This is a genomic window from Nocardioides daejeonensis (genome assembly GCF_003194585.1).
In the GTDB taxonomy this organism is placed as follows: domain Bacteria; phylum Actinomycetota; class Actinomycetes; order Propionibacteriales; family Nocardioidaceae; genus Nocardioides; species Nocardioides daejeonensis.
The window spans coordinates 13315-28840 of sequence record NZ_QHKZ01000002.1 but is presented as its reverse complement, the minus strand read 5'-3'; the positions used below and the strand labels follow the sequence as shown (position 1 = coordinate 28840).

At 69.1% G+C, this 15526-nt stretch carries 20 protein-coding genes; 15 read left to right on the top strand and 5 right to left on the bottom strand.

The window, feature by feature from the left end:
* The first annotated feature begins 19 nt into the window (after positions 1–19).
* The 8 genes from DNK54_RS04865 to DNK54_RS04830 are packed head-to-tail and all read left to right on the top strand — an operon-like array spanning position 20 to position 6635.
* Complete coding sequence (locus DNK54_RS04865) at positions 20–700, top strand: helix-turn-helix transcriptional regulator (RefSeq protein WP_204164434.1); 681 nt, start codon at positions 20–22, stop codon at positions 698–700.
* Positions 697–2124, top strand: coding sequence for a Fe-S cluster assembly protein SufB (sufB, locus tag DNK54_RS04860; protein ID WP_110205854.1), 1428 nt, complete (start codon positions 697–699; stop codon positions 2122–2124). Before DNK54_RS04865 ends, sufB begins: the two co-directional genes overlap by 4 nt.
* Positions 2125–2182: 58 nt before the next feature.
* Positions 2183–3352 (top strand): Fe-S cluster assembly protein SufD, encoded by a 1170-nt coding sequence (gene sufD, locus DNK54_RS04855; protein ID WP_420846366.1) that lies wholly within the window; start codon positions 2183–2185, stop codon positions 3350–3352.
* Complete coding sequence (locus tag DNK54_RS04850) at positions 3352–3687, top strand: non-heme iron oxygenase ferredoxin subunit (protein WP_110205852.1); 336 nt, start codon at positions 3352–3354, stop codon at positions 3685–3687. The genes sufD and DNK54_RS04850 overlap by 1 nt, the downstream gene beginning before the upstream one ends.
* A 29-nt stretch (positions 3688–3716) precedes the next feature.
* Positions 3717–4472 (top strand): Fe-S cluster assembly ATPase SufC, encoded by a 756-nt coding sequence (sufC, locus tag DNK54_RS04845; protein ID WP_110205851.1) that lies wholly within the window; start codon positions 3717–3719, stop codon positions 4470–4472.
* Between the two features lie 49 nt (positions 4473–4521).
* Positions 4522–5787, top strand: a complete 1266-nt coding sequence (locus DNK54_RS04840; protein WP_110205850.1) for a cysteine desulfurase — start codon at positions 4522–4524, stop codon at positions 5785–5787.
* Positions 5788–5790: 3 nt separating this feature from the next.
* A complete protein-coding gene (sufU, locus tag DNK54_RS04835; RefSeq protein ID WP_110205849.1) occupies positions 5791–6273 on the top strand; it encodes a Fe-S cluster assembly sulfur transfer protein SufU in 483 nt (160 codons plus the stop codon).
* Positions 6270–6635: a metal-sulfur cluster assembly factor gene (locus tag DNK54_RS04830; RefSeq protein ID WP_110205848.1), complete on the top strand. Its 366-nt coding sequence runs from the start codon at positions 6270–6272 to the stop codon at positions 6633–6635. The genes sufU and DNK54_RS04830 overlap by 4 nt, the downstream gene beginning before the upstream one ends.
* 101 nt (positions 6636–6736) lie before the next feature.
* On the opposite strand, the gene DNK54_RS04825 is transcribed toward DNK54_RS04830, so the two are convergent.
* The 5 genes from DNK54_RS04825 to DNK54_RS04805 are packed head-to-tail and all read right to left on the bottom strand — an operon-like array spanning position 6737 to position 10056.
* Positions 6737–7375, bottom strand: a complete 639-nt coding sequence (locus DNK54_RS04825) for an acVLRF1 family peptidyl-tRNA hydrolase (protein WP_110205847.1) — start codon at positions 7373–7375, stop codon at positions 6737–6739.
* Positions 7372–7881: a DUF1648 domain-containing protein gene (locus tag DNK54_RS04820; protein WP_110205846.1), complete on the bottom strand. Its 510-nt coding sequence runs from the start codon at positions 7879–7881 to the stop codon at positions 7372–7374. Before DNK54_RS04820 ends, DNK54_RS04825 begins: the two co-directional genes overlap by 4 nt.
* On the bottom strand, positions 7878–8453 hold the full coding sequence (locus DNK54_RS04815; protein ID WP_204164433.1) for a nucleoside/nucleotide kinase family protein: 576 nt from the start codon (positions 8451–8453) through the stop codon (positions 7878–7880). Before DNK54_RS04815 ends, DNK54_RS04820 begins: the two co-directional genes overlap by 4 nt.
* Positions 8435–9649: an amino acid deaminase/aldolase gene (locus DNK54_RS04810; protein WP_110205845.1), complete on the bottom strand. Its 1215-nt coding sequence runs from the start codon at positions 9647–9649 to the stop codon at positions 8435–8437. Before DNK54_RS04810 ends, DNK54_RS04815 begins: the two co-directional genes overlap by 19 nt.
* Positions 9649–10056 (bottom strand): cellulose synthase, encoded by a 408-nt coding sequence (locus tag DNK54_RS04805; RefSeq protein ID WP_110205844.1) that lies wholly within the window; start codon positions 10054–10056, stop codon positions 9649–9651. The genes DNK54_RS04810 and DNK54_RS04805 overlap by 1 nt, the downstream gene beginning before the upstream one ends.
* A gap of 81 nt (positions 10057–10137) precedes the next feature.
* On the opposite strand from DNK54_RS04805, the gene DNK54_RS04800 reads away from it, so the two are divergent.
* The 7 genes from DNK54_RS04800 to pheS all read left to right on the top strand — a co-directional run bounded on the left by DNK54_RS04800 (position 10138) and on the right by pheS (position 15523).
* Positions 10138–10656 carry an SseB family protein gene (locus DNK54_RS04800; RefSeq protein WP_110205843.1) on the top strand — a complete coding sequence of 173 codons (519 nt, stop codon included), beginning with the start codon at positions 10138–10140 and terminating at the stop codon, positions 10654–10656.
* A 279-nt stretch (positions 10657–10935) separates the two neighbouring features.
* Positions 10936–11661, top strand: coding sequence for a translation initiation factor IF-3 (gene infC / locus DNK54_RS04795; RefSeq protein ID WP_239459925.1), 726 nt, complete (start codon positions 10936–10938; stop codon positions 11659–11661).
* Positions 11662–11710: 49 nt separating this feature from the next.
* A complete protein-coding gene (gene rpmI / locus DNK54_RS04790) occupies positions 11711–11905 on the top strand; it encodes a 50S ribosomal protein L35 (RefSeq protein WP_110205841.1) in 195 nt (64 codons plus the stop codon).
* Positions 11906–11959: 54 nt separating this feature from the next.
* Complete coding sequence (rplT, locus tag DNK54_RS04785; RefSeq protein ID WP_110205840.1) at positions 11960–12352, top strand: 50S ribosomal protein L20; 393 nt, start codon at positions 11960–11962, stop codon at positions 12350–12352.
* A gap of 25 nt (positions 12353–12377) precedes the next feature.
* A complete protein-coding gene (locus DNK54_RS04780) occupies positions 12378–13202 on the top strand; it encodes a TrmH family RNA methyltransferase (RefSeq protein ID WP_110205839.1) in 825 nt (274 codons plus the stop codon).
* Positions 13203–13211: 9 nt separating this feature from the next.
* Positions 13212–14255 carry a sensor histidine kinase gene (locus tag DNK54_RS04775; protein ID WP_110205838.1) on the top strand — a complete coding sequence of 348 codons (1044 nt, stop codon included), beginning with the start codon at positions 13212–13214 and terminating at the stop codon, positions 14253–14255.
* Between the two features lie 170 nt (positions 14256–14425).
* On the top strand, positions 14426–15523 hold the full coding sequence (gene pheS / locus DNK54_RS04770) for a phenylalanine--tRNA ligase subunit alpha (RefSeq protein ID WP_110205837.1): 1098 nt from the start codon (positions 14426–14428) through the stop codon (positions 15521–15523).
* Positions 15524–15526 lie beyond the last annotated feature (3 nt).

The window sequence follows — 15526 nt, the reverse complement described above, 5'->3', positions numbered from 1 at the left end:
GCAAATCGATCGTGCCGCCGTGAGCGCCCCCGAAGGGGACGCTCCGACGCGCGCTCGCGTGGTGCACTCGATCCTCGAGAACGGGCCGTCGACCGCCGCGGTTCTCGCCGATCGACTCGAGCTCACTCCCGCCGCCGTACGCCGTCACCTCGACCAGCTGCTCGAGGAAGGCGTCGTCTCCTCCCACGAGGAGCGGGTCTACGGCTCTCGGCGCCGGGGTCGTCCGGCACGGGTCTTCGCGCTTACCGACAGTGGGCGCGACAGCTTGGAGCACAAGTACGACGAGCTGGCGGTCGAGGCGCTCCGCTTCCTTGCCGAGACCGGGGGAGAGGAGGCCGTCATCGCCTTCGCGCGCCACCGGATGGCCTCGCTCGCCGTCGAGTTCGAGCAGGTGGCGCAGGAGCGGCCGGAGCACTCACCCGCCCAGGTCCTGGCCGAGGTGCTCAGCCGCCGTGGGTTTGCTGCGGCCGTGCGCGAGTTGCCGATGGTCGACCAGCTGTGCCAGCAGCACTGTCCGGTCGCGCATGTCGCGGCCGAGTTCCCGCAGCTGTGCGAGGCGGAGACCGAGGCGATCGGGCAGGTGCTCGGACGGCACGTCCAACGGCTGGCAACGATCGCCCATGGCGACGGCGTATGCACCACCACGATCCCGAACCCCCCTAAGCCCATCCACGAGCAGAACAGAGAGTCGCATTCATGACTGCCAACCCGAGCATCGAAGAGCTCAACCCGGAGCTGAAGGGCATCGGCCGCTACGAGTTCGGCTGGGCCGACAGCGACGACGCCGGCGCCTCGGCCCGGCGTGGCCTCAACGACGACGTGGTGCGCGACATCTCGTCGAAGAAGAACGAGCCGCAGTGGATGCTCGACCTCCGGCTGAAGGGGCTCAAGCTCTTCGATCGCAAGCCGATGCCCACCTGGGGCTCGGACCTGTCGACGATCGACTTCGACAACATCAAGTACTTCGTGCGGTCCACGGAGAAGCAGGCCCAGAGCTGGGAGGACCTGCCCGAGGACATCAAGAACACCTACGACAAGCTCGGCATCCCCGAGGCGGAGAAGCAGCGGCTGGTCGCCGGTGTCGCCGCGCAGTACGAGTCCGAGGTCGTCTACCACCAGATCCGCGAGGACCTGGAGGAGCAGGGCGTCATCTTCGTCGACACCGACACTGCGCTGAAGGAGCACGAGGAGCTCTTCAAGGAGTACTTCGCCACGGTCATCCCGGTGGGCGACAACAAGTTCTCCGCGCTCAACACCTCGGTGTGGTCGGGTGGCTCGTTCATCTACGTGCCCAAGGGTGTCCAGGTCGATATTCCGCTCCAGGCCTACTTCCGGATCAACACCGAGAACATGGGCCAGTTCGAGCGGACGCTGATCATCGTCGACGAGGACGCCTACGTCCACTACGTCGAGGGCTGCACCGCGCCGATCTACTCTTCGGACTCGCTGCACTCCGCGGTCGTCGAGATCATCGTGAAGAAGGGCGGCCGCTGCCGCTACACGACCATCCAGAACTGGTCCAACAACGTCTACAACCTCGTGACCAAGCGCGCCGTGTGTGAGGCGGGCGCCACGATGGAGTGGGTCGACGGCAACATCGGCTCCAAGGTGACCATGAAGTACCCGGCCGTCTACCTGATGGGTGAGCACGCCAAGGGCGAGACGCTCTCGATCGCCTTCGCCGGCGAGGGGCAGCACCAGGACGCCGGTGCGAAGATGGTCCACGCGGCCCCGCACACCTCGAGCTCGATCCTGAGCAAGTCGGTGGCGCGCGGCGGCGGCCGTACGTCCTACCGCGGCCTGATCCAGGTCAACGAGGGCGCGCACGGCTCGAAGTCCAACGTGCTGTGCGACGCGCTGCTGGTCGACCAGATCAGCCGCTCCGACACCTATCCCTACGTCGACATCCGCGAGGACGACGTGTCGATGGGCCACGAGGCGTCCGTCTCCAAGGTCTCCGACGACCAGCTCTTCTACCTGATGAGCCGCGGCATGGCCGAGGACGAGGCGATGGCGATGATCGTGCGCGGCTTCGTCGAGCCGATCGCCAAGGAGCTGCCGATGGAGTACGCCCTCGAGCTGAACCGCCTGATCGAGCTGCAGATGGAGGGCGCGGTCGGCTGACCGGCCCCGCCTCCACGACCCGCACCTGCACAACGGAGAGAACCGAACCTTGACTGTCATTGACACGAGCCGCGACTCGGTCGCCTCAGCGCTGGAGACCGACCGCGTCGAGAGCCACCTCAACCCGCCGGCCTCCTACGACCTGGCCGATCACCCGGTGCCGACCGGGCGGGAGGAGGTCTGGCGGTTCACCCCGCTCAGCCGTCTCCGCGGTCTCCTCGACGGCGCGGCCTCCGCGGCGGAGCTGAACCGCGAGACGACCCTCCCGGACGGCGTCACCCTCACCTCGATCACCGCGGCCGAGGCGGTCGAACTCGGCGAGCTCGCCCCCAACGAGCGACCGGCAGCCCTGGCCGCCGAGCTCTCCGGCGGCGCGCTGCTGCTCGACGTACCGGCCGAGGCCGTCGTTGAGGAGCCCGTCGTGATCCGGCTCACCGGCGCCTCGATCGACGACCTGGTCTGGGGCCGTACCCTCTTCCGGATCGGCGCCCACGCGAAGGTGACGATCGTGCTGGTGCACACCGGCTCCGCGCGCTACTCGGCGATCCAGAGCTTCCTGGTCGGCGACGGTGCGCAGGTCAACGTGCTCAGCTTGCAGGACTGGGCCGACGACGCCGTCCACCTCGGTCGTGACTCCATCCTGGTCGGTCGCGACGCGACCGTGAAGCACACCGCCATCTCCTTCGGCGGCGACCTGGTCCGGATGCACGCGAACGTCGAGTACGCCGGTCCCGGCGGCTCCGCGGAGCTGCTCGGCCTCTACTTCGCGGACGAGGGCCAGCACCTCGAGCACCGGCTCTTCGCCGACCACAACGCGCCGAAGACCAAGAGCAACGTCATCTACAAGGGCGCGTTGCAGGGCAAGGGTGCGCACACGGTCTGGATCGGCAACGTGCTGATCCGCAAGGTGGCCGAGGGGATCGAGACCTACGAGGAGAACCGCAACCTGGTGCTCACCGACGGCTGCCAGGCCGACTCGGTGCCCAACCTCGAGATCGAGACCGGAGAGATCGAGGGCGCGGGTCACGCCTCTGCGACCGCCCGGTTCGACGACGAGCAGCTCTTCTACCTGCGTTCCCGCGGGATCTCCGAGAAGGAGGCGCAGCGACTCGTCGTGCACGGCTTCTTCAACGACCTGATCCGCAAGGTCGACGTGCCGTCGATCGAGAAGGAGCTCCTGGCCACGGTCGAGGCCGAGCTCGCCAAGAACGTGACGGCGGACGCCTGATGGCGTTCGTCCGCGCCTGCGCACGCACCGAGGTGCCGGTCGACGAGGCTCTCGGGGTCACGGTCGAGGGCATGGACGTCGCGATCGCGCGTGACGGCGAGGAGTTCTTCGCGCTTCGCGACGAGTGCTCCCACGCCGCCGTACCCCTGTCGGAAGGGGAGGTCGCCGACCGGACGGTGGAGTGCTGGCTGCACGGGTCCACCTTCGACCTCGCCACCGGCAAGCCGACCTGCCTGCCGGCCACCGAGCCGGTGGCCACCTTCCCCGTGGAGCTCCGCGACGACGACGTGTACGTCGACGTGACCACCACCCTCAACGGCGTCAGCGCCTCCTGAACATCGAGAACGAGAGAGAGACACCCGACATGGCAACCCTGGAGATCAAGGACCTGCACGTCTCGGTCAACACCGACGACGGGGCGAAGGAGATCCTCAAGGGCGTGACGCTGACCATCAAGGACGGCGAGACCCACGCGATCATGGGCCCCAACGGCTCCGGCAAGTCCACGCTGGCCTACTCCGTCGCCGGTCACCCGCGCTACGAGATCACCTCGGGCTCGGTCACCCTCGACGGTGAGGACGTCCTCGAGATGAGCGTCGACGAGCGGGCCCGCGCCGGCTTGTTCCTGGCGATGCAGTACCCGGTCGAGGTGCCGGGCGTCTCGGTCTCGAACTTCCTCCGCACCGCGAAGACCGCCATCGACGGCGAGGCGCCCAAGCTGCGCACCTGGGTCAAGGACGTCAACGGCGCCCTCGGCCAGATGAACCTCGACCCGACCTTCGCCCAGCGCTCGGTCAACGAGGGCTTCTCCGGCGGCGAGAAGAAGCGCCACGAGATCGCCCAGCTCGACCTGCTCGACCCGAAGGTCGCGATCCTCGACGAGACCGACTCGGGTCTCGACATCGACGCGCTCAAGGTCGTCTCCGAGGGCGTCAACCGCTTCCGTGAGCGCGACGGCAAGGGCGTTCTGCTGATCACGCACTACACCCGGATCCTGCGCTACATCAAGCCCGACCAGGTGCACGTCTTCGTCGACGGGAAGGTTGCCGAGTCGGGCGGCCCCGAGCTCGCCGACGAGCTCGAAGCCAACGGCTACGAGCGCTTCCTCGCGGCTGTCTGATCCCCTCGTTCGATCGACCGGGGTAGCTCGGCCAAGGAAAGGAACGCCGATGGAAGGTCTGCTTCCTGAGCTCGAGGTGATCCGTGCGGACTTCCCGATCCTCGAGCGCACGCTCGCGGGCGGGCTGCCGCTGGTCTACCTGGACAGCGCGAACACCTCGCAGAAGCCGCAGGTGGTCATCGACACGATGGTCGACCACCTGGAGCGGCACAACGCCAACATCGCGCGCGCCATGCATCAGCTCGGCGCGGAGTCGACGGAGGCCTTCGAGACGGGGCGCGACAAGGTGGCCGCGTTCATCGGTGCGCCCGAGCGCGACGAGGTGATCTTCACCAAGAACGCTTCCGAGGCGCTCAACCTGGTGGCCAACACGTTGGCCTGGGCGGGTGAGCACCAGGTCGGTGCCGGTGACGAGATCGTCACCACGGAGATGGAGCACCACTCCAACATCGTCCCCTGGCAGCTCCTCGCCGAGCGGACCGGCGCCACGCTGCGCTGGTTCGGTCTGACCGACGACGGCCGCCTCGACCTGTCGGGGATCGACGACCTCATCACCGAGCGCACCAAGGTGGTCTCGCTGACGTGGGTCTCCAACATGCTGGGCACGATCAACCCGATCGCCGAGATCGCCCGCAAGGCGCACACGGTGGGCGCGCTGGTCGTTGTCGACGCCTCACAGGCGGCGCCCCAGTTGCCGATCGACCTCGCCGCGATGCCGGTTGAGGAACGCCCCGACCTGCTCGCCTTCACCGGCCACAAGGTGGTCGGTCCGACCGGCATCGGTGTGCTGTGGGGCGCGCGCGCGGTGCTCGACGCCCTGCCTCCCTTCCTGGGCGGCGGGGAGATGATCGAGACCGTGCGCATGGAGGGCTCGACCTATGCGGGCATTCCGCACAAGTTCGAGGCCGGCACTCCGCCGATCGTCGAGGCCATCGGCCTCGGCGCTGCCGTCGAGTACCTGGGGCACGTGGGCATGGAGGCGATCCATGCGCACGAGCAGGCCATCACCGGCTATGCACTCGAGGGGCTGGCCACGGTTCCCGGACTGACGGTCCTCGGGCCGCTCGACGCCGCCTCGCGCGGCGGGGCTATCTCCTTCGAGCTCGACGGCGTGCACCCGCACGACATCGCGCAGGTGCTCGACAGCCGCGGTGTCGCCGTACGCGCCGGCCATCACTGCGCGAAGCCTGCGCACGCCCGGTTCGGCGTACAGGCGTCGACCCGGATGTCGTCGTACCTCTACACGAGGCCCGACGAGATCGATGCGCTCATCGAGGCCCTGGAATACACCCGTCGTTACTTCAAGTTGGGATGAGTGATGACCGCCCACGGCACTGATCAGAACGGCCTGGATGCCCTCTATCAGGAGATCATCCTTGACCACTACAAGCACCCGCACAACGCGGGGCTGCGTGACGACTTCGAGGCCGAGGTCCACCACGTCAACCCGACCTGCGGCGACGAGATCACCCTGCGGGTGCATCTGGGCGAGGGCGAGGGCGACAGCCGTGTCGTCGCCGACGTCTCCTACGACTCGCTCGGCTGCTCGATCTCGCAGGCGTCGGCGTCGGTACTGACCGACCTCCTCATCGGGAAGTCGATCGCCGAGGCGATGACGATCCACCAGGAGTTCCAGACCCTCATGCAGGGACGCGGCCAGGTGGATCCCGATGAAGAGGTGCTGGAGGATGGCATCGCCTTCGCCGGCGTCGCCAAGTTCCCTGCGCGTGTCAAGTGCGCGCTACTGTCGTGGATGGCGTGGAAGGACGCGACCGCCCAGGCTCTGGAGGAGAAGTCATGACGGACAACAGCGACCTGCCCGAGGTCCCGGAAGCCACCGGAGGGGCGACTGCCGTCGCCACGGTGGACGACATCACCGAGGCGATGAAGGACGTCGTCGACCCCGAGCTCGGGATCAACGTCGTCGACCTGGGCCTGGTCTACGGGGTGCACGTCGACGAGCACTCCAACGTGGTGCTCGACATGACGCTGACCTCCGCAGCCTGCCCGCTGACCGACGTCATCCAGGACCAGACCAACACCGCCCTCGAAGGCCTGGCCAACGACGTCGTCGTCAACTGGGTCTGGATGCCGCCCTGGGGCCCCGACAAGATCACCGACGACGGCCGTGACCAGCTCCGCGCCCTCGGCTTCAACGTCTGACGGGCCGAGTTCGCGCAAGTGACGCGTTGAGTGCGCGCAAATGGCGCACTCAACGCGTCATTCGCGCGCACTCAACGTGCTATTCGCGCGCACTCAACGTGCTATTTGCGCTCACTCGGCGGGAGAGCGTTGTGGACCGTGATGGGTAGCGCCTGAGCGTCCTCGACGGCGCGCTCCAGGACCTGGCGGCGCGGGTCTGGGACGGCCAGCCAGGGGTCCGTCACGGCGTCGCGGAGGGCGGCGAGCGGTGCCGTCTCCAAGACGGCCTCGACCGCCTGCCGGTCGCCGCCGACCACCAGCACCGGGCAGGGTGGGTTGAGCAGCAGTCGCTCCGCGTGGCCGGCTGCGGCCTGGTAGGCGACACGGGCCTGGTTCTCCCGGCGCCTGGCGAACCGCTGTTGGCTCTGGCCCCCCGCCTTGGTCCGGCCCTGCACGTGTCGTTGCCCCGTCTTGCTGGCCTGCCAGTCACCGCCATGCAGCCGCGCGACGGCGTACCCGCCCTTGCGGACCAGGAGGACGCCCCAGTCTTCGGGAGGCGACGCCCGGTCGGCGAAGGCAGCGGTCTCCGGGGCGCCGTCGTACTCCCGCCCCCACGGCAGCCGTACGACGGCACGAGAGCCGTCCGCTGCGGTGGCGGTCAGCGCCCCATCGACGACGGCCAGCCCCGTCGCACCGTGACGTGTCGCGAAGTTGTCGAGCCACCGCGGCAGCCGAGCGGGCGGGAGCAGGAGCTCGCTCACGCGTCGTCCGGACGGTAGCGCGCGGTCAGGGTGTAGATGCACCAGCCGGCGACGAAGACCAGGTAGACCGCCAACGAGGTGAAGAACAGCCAGCCCAGGCCCGGGTCCTCCTGTTGAGCGGCGTGCGCCGTGTCGAGAGTGGTCGCGCTGATCAACAGGATCGTGGCGGCACCGATCCATCCGAGGTCGGCCCCGATGCGACGCCGCAGCTCCGCCTCCCGTTCGGGGGTCGCCGTCCACCACTCCTTGCTCGCTGCCGGGAGGTTGATGAACTGGACCGGTATCCGTGGCGCGCACAGGGCCAGGAGGAGGAAGAGGGCAAGGAGGCCGGCACCGATCAGGCCGAACGTCCACAGCGCCTCACGCCGGCTGCCCCAGTCGTCGACGGCGCCGTTGCCGCCGAAGTGCATCGGCACCCGCTCCGGTAGTCCAGGCGCGACGGTCGCGAGGACGAGAGCGTGCAGCAGGCCGGCCGCGATCAGCGCAGGGACGGCGGGCTTCCTCATGTGGGCTCCTCGTTGTCGATGATCAGGTCCACCTGGGCCGGGATCTGCTCGCGGGCGAGCAGGGCCTCCTCCTGTGCGGCCCAAGCGTCCCAGTGCGGTGCGAAGGTCGCGCCGTCGCGGGCCAGGGCGCGCTCGCGCCGGCGGGTAGTGCTGGCCTCGACCCACACCGTGAACGTGGCGAGCTGGGCCAGCGGTGCGGTGCAGGCTCCGACCCCCTCGAGGACGAGCGTCGAGGTGACCGGGACCGTGCACCACTCCGCTGGCTGAGAGAGGTGCCAGTCCCAACGCCGGTACCCGCCGGCCCGGCCGGCCGCGATCGGCTCCAGCAACGTGGTCCGCACGGTCGGCAACGCTGCCGACAACCCGTACCAGCCCGGATAGAGATGGTCGAGGTGGACGATCGGCGCGTCCAGCCGCCGCGCCACCGCCGTCGCCAGGCGGGTCTTCCCGGCGCCGGCGCGGCCGTCGATGCAGAGCAGGCGGGTCGAACCGAGCCGAGCGGGTCGGGCAAGGAGGCGAGCGGTGAGATCGGCGACCCGGTCGGCGAGCGAGGTCAGAACGCCTGCCCGCAACCGCGATAGCTCGGCACCTCGTCGCCGAAGGCGTCGCCGCTGAGCAGGTGCACCACGTTCGTGTGCTCGAAGAGCTCCCCCGACTTGGCGTGACGGAACCAGACGAGGTCTCCGATCTGGAGGATCGACGCGGGGGAGCCGGTCAGGGGTGTCTGCACCTCACCGACGCCCTCGAGGCCGGTCGGGCTGAGCCCCGGCGGCAGCCAGGGCTGGGGCAGGCGATCCTTGCCGGGTGCCCCGGAGGCGATGAACCCGCCGCCGGCAACGGTCACCATCTCCGGGCCGGGTCGACGCAGCACCGGGATGCCGTAGAAGGCAGCAGGCAGGGGAGTGAAGGACTGGTAGTGGTCGAAGAGCCCCGGCACCAGCAGGCCGGAGCCTGCGGCGACCTCGGTGACGACGGGGTCGGCCGAGGAGCTCTCGACGGAGCCCGAGCCGCCGGCGTTCCAGAACTCCAGCTCGACGAACTGGGCGAGTGCCACCGAGATCTCCCGGCGCCGCGCTCGGAGCTGCTCGATGGAGGCGGACTTCAGCTTGCGTACGACCAGTGACTTCGCTCGCTGGCCCGGCACATCGTCGGGCACACCGGCAACCTGACCCTCATAGGTCATCACCCCGACCAGGGTGAACCCGCTGCGGGCGACGACCGCGCGCGCCAGGTCGATGACCGCCGCGGCGTCCAGCAGCGGGGAGCGCTTCGGCCCGACGTGCTGACCGCGGAGGTGCAGGCCGGCGTCGACGTCGAGAGCGATCCGGACAGGCACCGCCTTCGAGGAGCGGACGGAGTCCACGAAGTCGAGGTGATCGACCGAGTCGATCATCAACGTGATGGCCGCCGCAGCGGACGGCGAGGAGACCAGGTCGGCCAGCGCGGCCCGGTCGACCGTCGGGTAGCCCATCACCAGATCGGTGAGGCCGCGCTCGCGATGCAGCCAGAGCGCCTCACGCAGCGAGTAGGTGAGCACGCCCGCGAACCCCGGGTGAGCGAGCGCGCGTTCGATGAGCGCCGGGACGCGCAGCGACTTCGAGGCGACACGCAGCGGCGTACTGCCGGCGCGACGGGCGAGGTCGGCAGCATTGGCGTCGAAGGCATCGAGATCCACGACCATCGCCGGCGTCGGCAGCGGGGTGTGGCGTGCCGACACCGCCCGCTGAAGCCGGGCATGGAGGCGATTGCGTGCGATCAGGTCCTGCATCAGGTGATGCCTCTCTTCCTCAGCAGGGCCTCGATGTCGGCCATGTCGTCGTCGACCGGTGCACTCCGGCCTCGCTGCACCGCGCGCGGTGCAGGAGCCTCGGGCGCGGCGGGCCGGTCGCCGACCCGGGTCGAGACTCCGAAGAGCAGCACCGCCAGGCCGGCGAGGCCCAGCCCGATCCATGCGCCGAGCCCGAAGACGAACCCGCTCGCCCAGTCCGCGACCGAGGCGCTCACCTCGCCGAGCAGCTCCAAGGTGCCGGTGAGATAGGCAGCCGGCGCCAACAGGGTCAGAGCCAGCCCCTTGAGTCCGGCGCTCGCCGCGCGGTGGCGAAACGCCCACCACGTGCCAGCGCCGCCGACCATGGTCAGAGCGGCGGCGAGTGCCAACCACGCTGCGTCGTTCATGGCGCCAGCGTTTCACATGCGTCACAGCGCCGGTAGGAGACCGCGGTATCAAGGCGTCCCGACGGATACCCTGAGCCCATCATGGTGAACCCGGACCGCTTCGAAGGTGCCCGCCTGCAGGCCAGCGCCTTCCCCGACGACGATGGCGCTGCGGACGCCTCTCTGGACGCCGCCCTGAGTGCCTGGAGGCAGGACCGCTCCCGCTCGGCCGACGTGCTGCGTGCCTTGGCCTCCGCCCGGCTGCTGGTGCCGGTCGTCGCGCTCCTTGGCGAGGTCGAGTACGACGAGCAGGGACTCGCGCACGACAAGTCCAGCGACATGGCGGCGGTGCTGATGCGGGGTCGCGACGGACGGCTGGCTCTGCTCGCCTTCACCGGCACCGAGCGTCTGACCGCCTGGAACCCCGAGTCGCGGCCGGTCGCCGTGCCCGCTGCGGTTGCCGCTCAGTCAGCGCTGCAGGACGATGCTGCCGCGCTGGTCCTCGACGTCGCGGGTCCGGTCACCTTCGTCGTGGAGGGCGACGACCTGGTCGGCCTGGCAGCCGGGTGGGAGCTCGTCGAGGTCGACGGTCGCTCCGGTTGGCTGCGTCCTACGGAATAGGGTCGGGCCGACCGCGGTTAGGTCTGTGTCGCGGTCGATTCGCCACAGAGGCACCCGAGCGGTTAATCTGTACGACGACCGATCGGTTTCGTGCTGCACCACAGTCCGAAGCCGGTCCGACAAGCGGAGGCTCCGCCCGGTAGCACGGACGGACTTCCCACCCGCACCGGCCGAACAGGTCGTCGGGTCCGGTCACGTGGCGCGATGCTCCTTCGGGAGTCTCGGGGTCGCGGGTGGGGCGTCCAGCAGCCTGCTGGTCCCTTGGAGACTGGCTTCCGCTTGCCGAGCGGAAGCCTTTTTGTTTGTACGTCTTCAGGAGGACACATCAGCACTGAGCTGCGCATCAACGACCGGATCCGGGTTCCCGAGGTCCGCCTCGTTGGACCCAACGGTGAGACGGTCGGCATCGTTCCCACGAACGACGCGCTGCGACTGGCCCAGGAGGCTGACCTCGACCTGGTCGAGATCGCTCCGCAGGGCAAGCCGCCCGTCTGCAAGCTCATGGACTACGGGAAGTTCAAGTACGAGAACGCCCAGAAGGCCCGTGAAGCCCGTCGTAACCAGACGAACGTGATCATCAAGGAGATGAAGCTTCGTCCGAAGATCGACGCCCACGACTACGAGACCAAGAAGGGCCACGTCGTCCGGTTCCTCAAGGCCGGCGACAAGGTCAAGATCACCATCATGTTCCGCGGCCGCGAGCAGCACCGTCCCGAGCTCGGGTTCCGGCTGCTGCAGCGCCTGGCGGCAGACGTGGAGGAGCTGGGCTTCATCGAGTCCAGCCCGAAGCAGGATGGCCGCAACATGATCATGGTGCTCGGCCCGCACAAGAAGAAGGCGGACGCCAAGGCCGAGGTCAAGGCAGCCAAGGAGTCCGCCGCCGCGGACAAGGCCGCCGACCAGGCCGAGGAGGCCGCGGAGCGCAAGGCCGCCCAGACCGGGCCGGTCGCTCAGAAGAAGGAGCGGCGTCGCTCGGAGAACCTCGACGCCGACATCGACCTCTGAGTCACCAACCACTGACTCGCACAAAACGCAAGTAGAGAGCAGCAGAACCATGCCGAAGAACAAGACGCACTCCGGTGCCAAGAAGCGGTTCCGGGTCACCGGCTCGGGCAAGATCCTGCGCGAGAAGGCCGGCAAGCGCCACAACCTCGAGAAGAAGGCATCCAAGGTCACTCGCCGGATGACCGGCACCACCGAGGTCGCCAAGGCCGATGTCCCCGCCGCGAAGAAGTTGCTGGGTCTCTGAGCCAACCGGCCGACCCGAACACCGACGAGTTTTTGAGCACCAAGGAGTAATGAAGTGGCACGCGTCAAGCGGGCAGTGAACGCCCAAAAGAAGCGCCGGACGACCCTCGAGCGCGCCAGCGGCTACCGCGGCCAGCGCTCGCGTCTCTACCGCAAGGCCAAGGAGCAGGTCACCCACTCGCTGGTCTACAGCTACCGTGACCGCAAGGCCAGGAAGGGCGAGTTCCGCAAGCTGTGGATCCAGCGGATCAACGCCGCCGCTCGCGCCAACGGCATCACCTACAACCGCTTCATCCAGGGTCTGAAGGCCGCTGAGGTCGAGGTGGACCGCAAGATCCTCGCGGACCTGGCCGTCAACGACGCGCCGGCCTTCGCCGCGCTGGTCGAGGTCGCCAAGGCTGCCCTCCCCGAGGACGTGAACGCGCCTCGCGAGGACGCCACCGCCTGATCCTCGACGACGAGTCGACACCGACGTGGCGAGCTTCCCCACCGACCCCGCACCGCTCTCTTCGAGCAATCCGCGGGTGAAGGACGCCAGGAAGCTCGCCCGTCGTGCATTTCGGGACCGGACCGGCCTCTTCCTGGCCGACGGCCCCAAGGCGGTCGAGGGTGCGCTCTCGCGCACCGGCTGCGTCGTCGAGATCTTCGCCACCGAGCGGGCCACGACGGAGTTCGCAGGCCTGCGCGCTCTGGCCGGTCCGCTCTGGCGGACCGTGGAGGAGCGAGCGCTGGCCTCGCTCAGCGACTCCGTCACTCCCGCCGGCGTCGTTGCCGTCTGCAGGCACCTCGACGTGCCGCTGGCTGAGCAGTTGACGGCTGAGCCTCGGCTGCTCACTCTCTGTGCCGACGTACGGGACCCCGGCAACGCCGGTACCGTCGTTCGGACCTCGGACGCCGCGGGCGCCGACGGCGTGGTGCTGGCGGGCCATTCGGTCGACGCCCACCACCCGCGCACGGTGCGGGCCAGCGTGGGCAGCATCTTCCACCTGCCGGTCTCCCGCGAGCCGGAGGTCGCCGAGACGGTACGCCGCGTCCAGGCGGCAGGGCTGGTCGTGCTGGCTGCCGACGGCGCCGGCGAGGTCGACCTCTTCCGGGCCGAGGAGGAGGGCCTCTTGGACGGTCCGACCGCCTGGCTCTTCGGCAACGAGGCGTGGGGACTGCCCGAGGAGATCGCCGCGCTGGCCGACCACCGGGTCAGCATCCCCATCCATGGCCGGGCGGAGAGTCTCAACCTGGCCACCGCCGCGGCACTCTGCATCTACGCCAGTGCCCGGGCGCAACGCCGCCGACCTGCGTAGATTGCACGTGTGAGCGACGACTACCTGGACCTGCTGCCTGACGGCGCCGTCGTCGCCGACGGCCGAGGCCTGGTCCGCGCCGTCAACGAGGTCGGGCGGCGCATGCTCGGCCTGCCCTTCGACGCCGAGGTCGCCGGGCGCCCCCTGCGGGAGGTATTGACCCTCCGGGACCGCGACGGGCACGGCTGGGTGGAGGTCAACCAGCCACTGGCCGGGCTCGGCACCCGCTCGGGCGTGCCCGAGCAGACCTGGTTTCTCCCTGACGGCTCCGAGGCACTGGTTGCGGCGCGCATCGTGCGCGACTCCACCGCCGCGCCGGTCCGCTGGGTGGCCGTCTCGCTGCGCAGCGGCCGGGGCCGGGAACGGTTGGACCGAGAGCGCTCGGATCTGGTCGCCACGGTGGCGCATGAGCTGCGCTCGCCGCTGACCGGGGTGAAGGGCTTCGTGCAGGCGATGCTCAACCGTTGGGAGAAGCTGAGCGACGAGCAGAAGAAGCTCATGCTGACCACGGTCAACGCAGACTCCGACCGGCTGAGCCGGCTCATCACCGAGCTCCTCGACGTCGCGCGTCTCGACACCGGTCGGCTCTCGATCTACCCGCGCCCGGTCGACCTCGGCGCGTTGGTACGCCGCGTGGTCGACTCGCTCGCCACCTCCACCACGCGACAGCTGCTGGTCGAGGAGACCGGGGCGCTTCCCGAGGTGGTCGTCGATCCCGACAAGATCACGCAGGTGTTCACCAACCTGGTCGAGAACGCCCTGCGGCACGGCGACGGCACCGTTCGAGTGACCCTCGAGCCCATGGTCGGCAACGCACCGTTCCCCGGCGTGCGTGTGCACGTGGACGACGAGGGGCAGGGGATCGATCCGGAGGTGCGGCGTCGGGTCTTCACGAAGTTCTGGAAACACGGGGTCCGCGGCGGCTCCGGGCTGGGGCTGTACCTGGTCTACCGTCTGGTCCGGGTCAACGGCGGACTGGTTGTCGTGACCGATGCGCCCGGGGGCGGGGCGCGGATCGTCGTCGAGCTCCCTTCCGAGCCGCAGCCTGGTTAGCCGCTGATCAACCTCGCCTGCTGCACGCGGCCTTGGTCAGCAGTTCTCCCGTGCGCTACTTGGCGGTCGGGTCAGGAACCGGTTGGCGGTCGCCGCGGCGTACTTCCTAGACTTGCCCGGTGGCGGCGCCGCTTCGACGTGCCGCCTTTCTCCGATCCGTGAAGGCAGACATGTCGGGACCCAACTCCGATTACGACCCCGTCGAGGTCACGCCACTGCGTGCTGATGAGGTCGAGGCCATGCGCGACGCCGCGCTCGACGCCATCGCCGGTGCGCACGACCTCGGCGCACTCAAGCAGGTGCGGCTCGACCACGCCGGCGACCGCTCCCCGCTGGCCCTCGCCAACCGGGAGATCGGTGCGCTGCCGCCGCAGGCGCGCAAGGAGGCGGGTGCCCGTGTCGGGCAGGCCCGCGGTGCCGTCAACAAGGCGATCGCGGAGCGGACCGCGGTGCTCGAGGCCGAGCAGGCGGAGCGGATGCTGGCCGAGGAGACGGTGGACGTCACGCTGCCGACGGGCCGGCGACGTCGGGGATCGCGGCATCCGCTGACGATGCAGTCCGAGCTGATCGCCGACATCTTCGTCGGCATGGGCTGGGAGATCGCCGAGGGGCCGATGGTCGAGGCGGAGTGGCTCAACTTCGATGCGCTGAACCTCGGGCCCGACCACCCGGCACGCACCATGCAGGACACCTTCTGGACGGTCCCTGCCGAGAACCACGTCGTGCTGCGCACACACACCTCCCCGGTACAGGCGCGCACGATGCTCACCCGCAAGCCGCCGATCTATGTCGCCTGCCCCGGTCGGGTCTTCCGCACCGACGAGTACGACGCCACGCACAGCCCGATGTTCCACCAGGTCGAGGGTCTCGTCGTCGACGAGGGCATCACCATGGCCCACCTCAAGGGCTCGCTCGACCACCTCGCCTCGGCGCTCTACGGCGACGGGATCACGACGCGCTTCCGGCCGTCGTACTTCCCGTTCACCGAGCCCAGCGCCGAGGTCGACCTGCGCTGCTTCGTGTGCCGGGGCGTCGACTCCGACGCCTGCCGCACCTGTCGTGGCGAGGGCTGGATCGAGTGGGGGGGCTGCGGCGTGGTCAACCCGCGAGTGCTGATCGCCTGTGGGATCGACCCCGAGGTCTACTCCGGCTTCGCCTTCGGGTTCGGCATCGACCGCACCTTCATGTTCCGCCACGGTCTGGAGGACCTGCGTCCGCTCTTCGAGGGCGACGTACGGTTCAGCTCCGCGTTCGGCACCGAGATCTGAGGA

Excerpts from the sequence above, each read along its gene's own strand:
- DNK54_RS04800 (WP_110205843.1), top strand. The coding sequence starts at position 10,138 with ATGGTGAACCCGGACCGCTTCGAAGGTGCCCGCCTGCAGGCCAGCGCC.
- DNK54_RS04850 (WP_110205852.1), top strand. The coding sequence starts at position 3,352 with ATGGCGTTCGTCCGCGCCTGCGCACGCACCGAGGTGCCGGTCGACGAG.
- rpmI (WP_110205841.1), top strand. The coding sequence starts at position 11,711 with ATGCCGAAGAACAAGACGCACTCCGGTGCCAAGAAGCGGTTCCGGGTC.
- sufB (WP_110205854.1), top strand. The coding sequence starts at position 697 with ATGACTGCCAACCCGAGCATCGAAGAGCTCAACCCGGAGCTGAAGGGC.
- pheS (WP_110205837.1), top strand. The coding sequence starts at position 14,426 with ATGTCGGGACCCAACTCCGATTACGACCCCGTCGAGGTCACGCCACTG.
- DNK54_RS04820 (WP_110205846.1), bottom strand. The coding sequence starts at position 7,881 with ATGAGGAAGCCCGCCGTCCCTGCGCTGATCGCGGCCGGCCTGCTGCAC.
- DNK54_RS04840 (WP_110205850.1), top strand. The coding sequence starts at position 4,522 with ATGGAAGGTCTGCTTCCTGAGCTCGAGGTGATCCGTGCGGACTTCCCG.
- DNK54_RS04810 (WP_110205845.1), bottom strand. The coding sequence starts at position 9,649 with ATGCAGGACCTGATCGCACGCAATCGCCTCCATGCCCGGCTTCAGCGG.
- sufC (WP_110205851.1), top strand. The coding sequence starts at position 3,717 with ATGGCAACCCTGGAGATCAAGGACCTGCACGTCTCGGTCAACACCGAC.
- DNK54_RS04805 (WP_110205844.1), bottom strand. The coding sequence starts at position 10,056 with ATGAACGACGCAGCGTGGTTGGCACTCGCCGCCGCTCTGACCATGGTC.
- DNK54_RS04830 (WP_110205848.1), top strand. The coding sequence starts at position 6,270 with ATGACGGACAACAGCGACCTGCCCGAGGTCCCGGAAGCCACCGGAGGG.
- sufU (WP_110205849.1), top strand. The coding sequence starts at position 5,791 with ATGACCGCCCACGGCACTGATCAGAACGGCCTGGATGCCCTCTATCAG.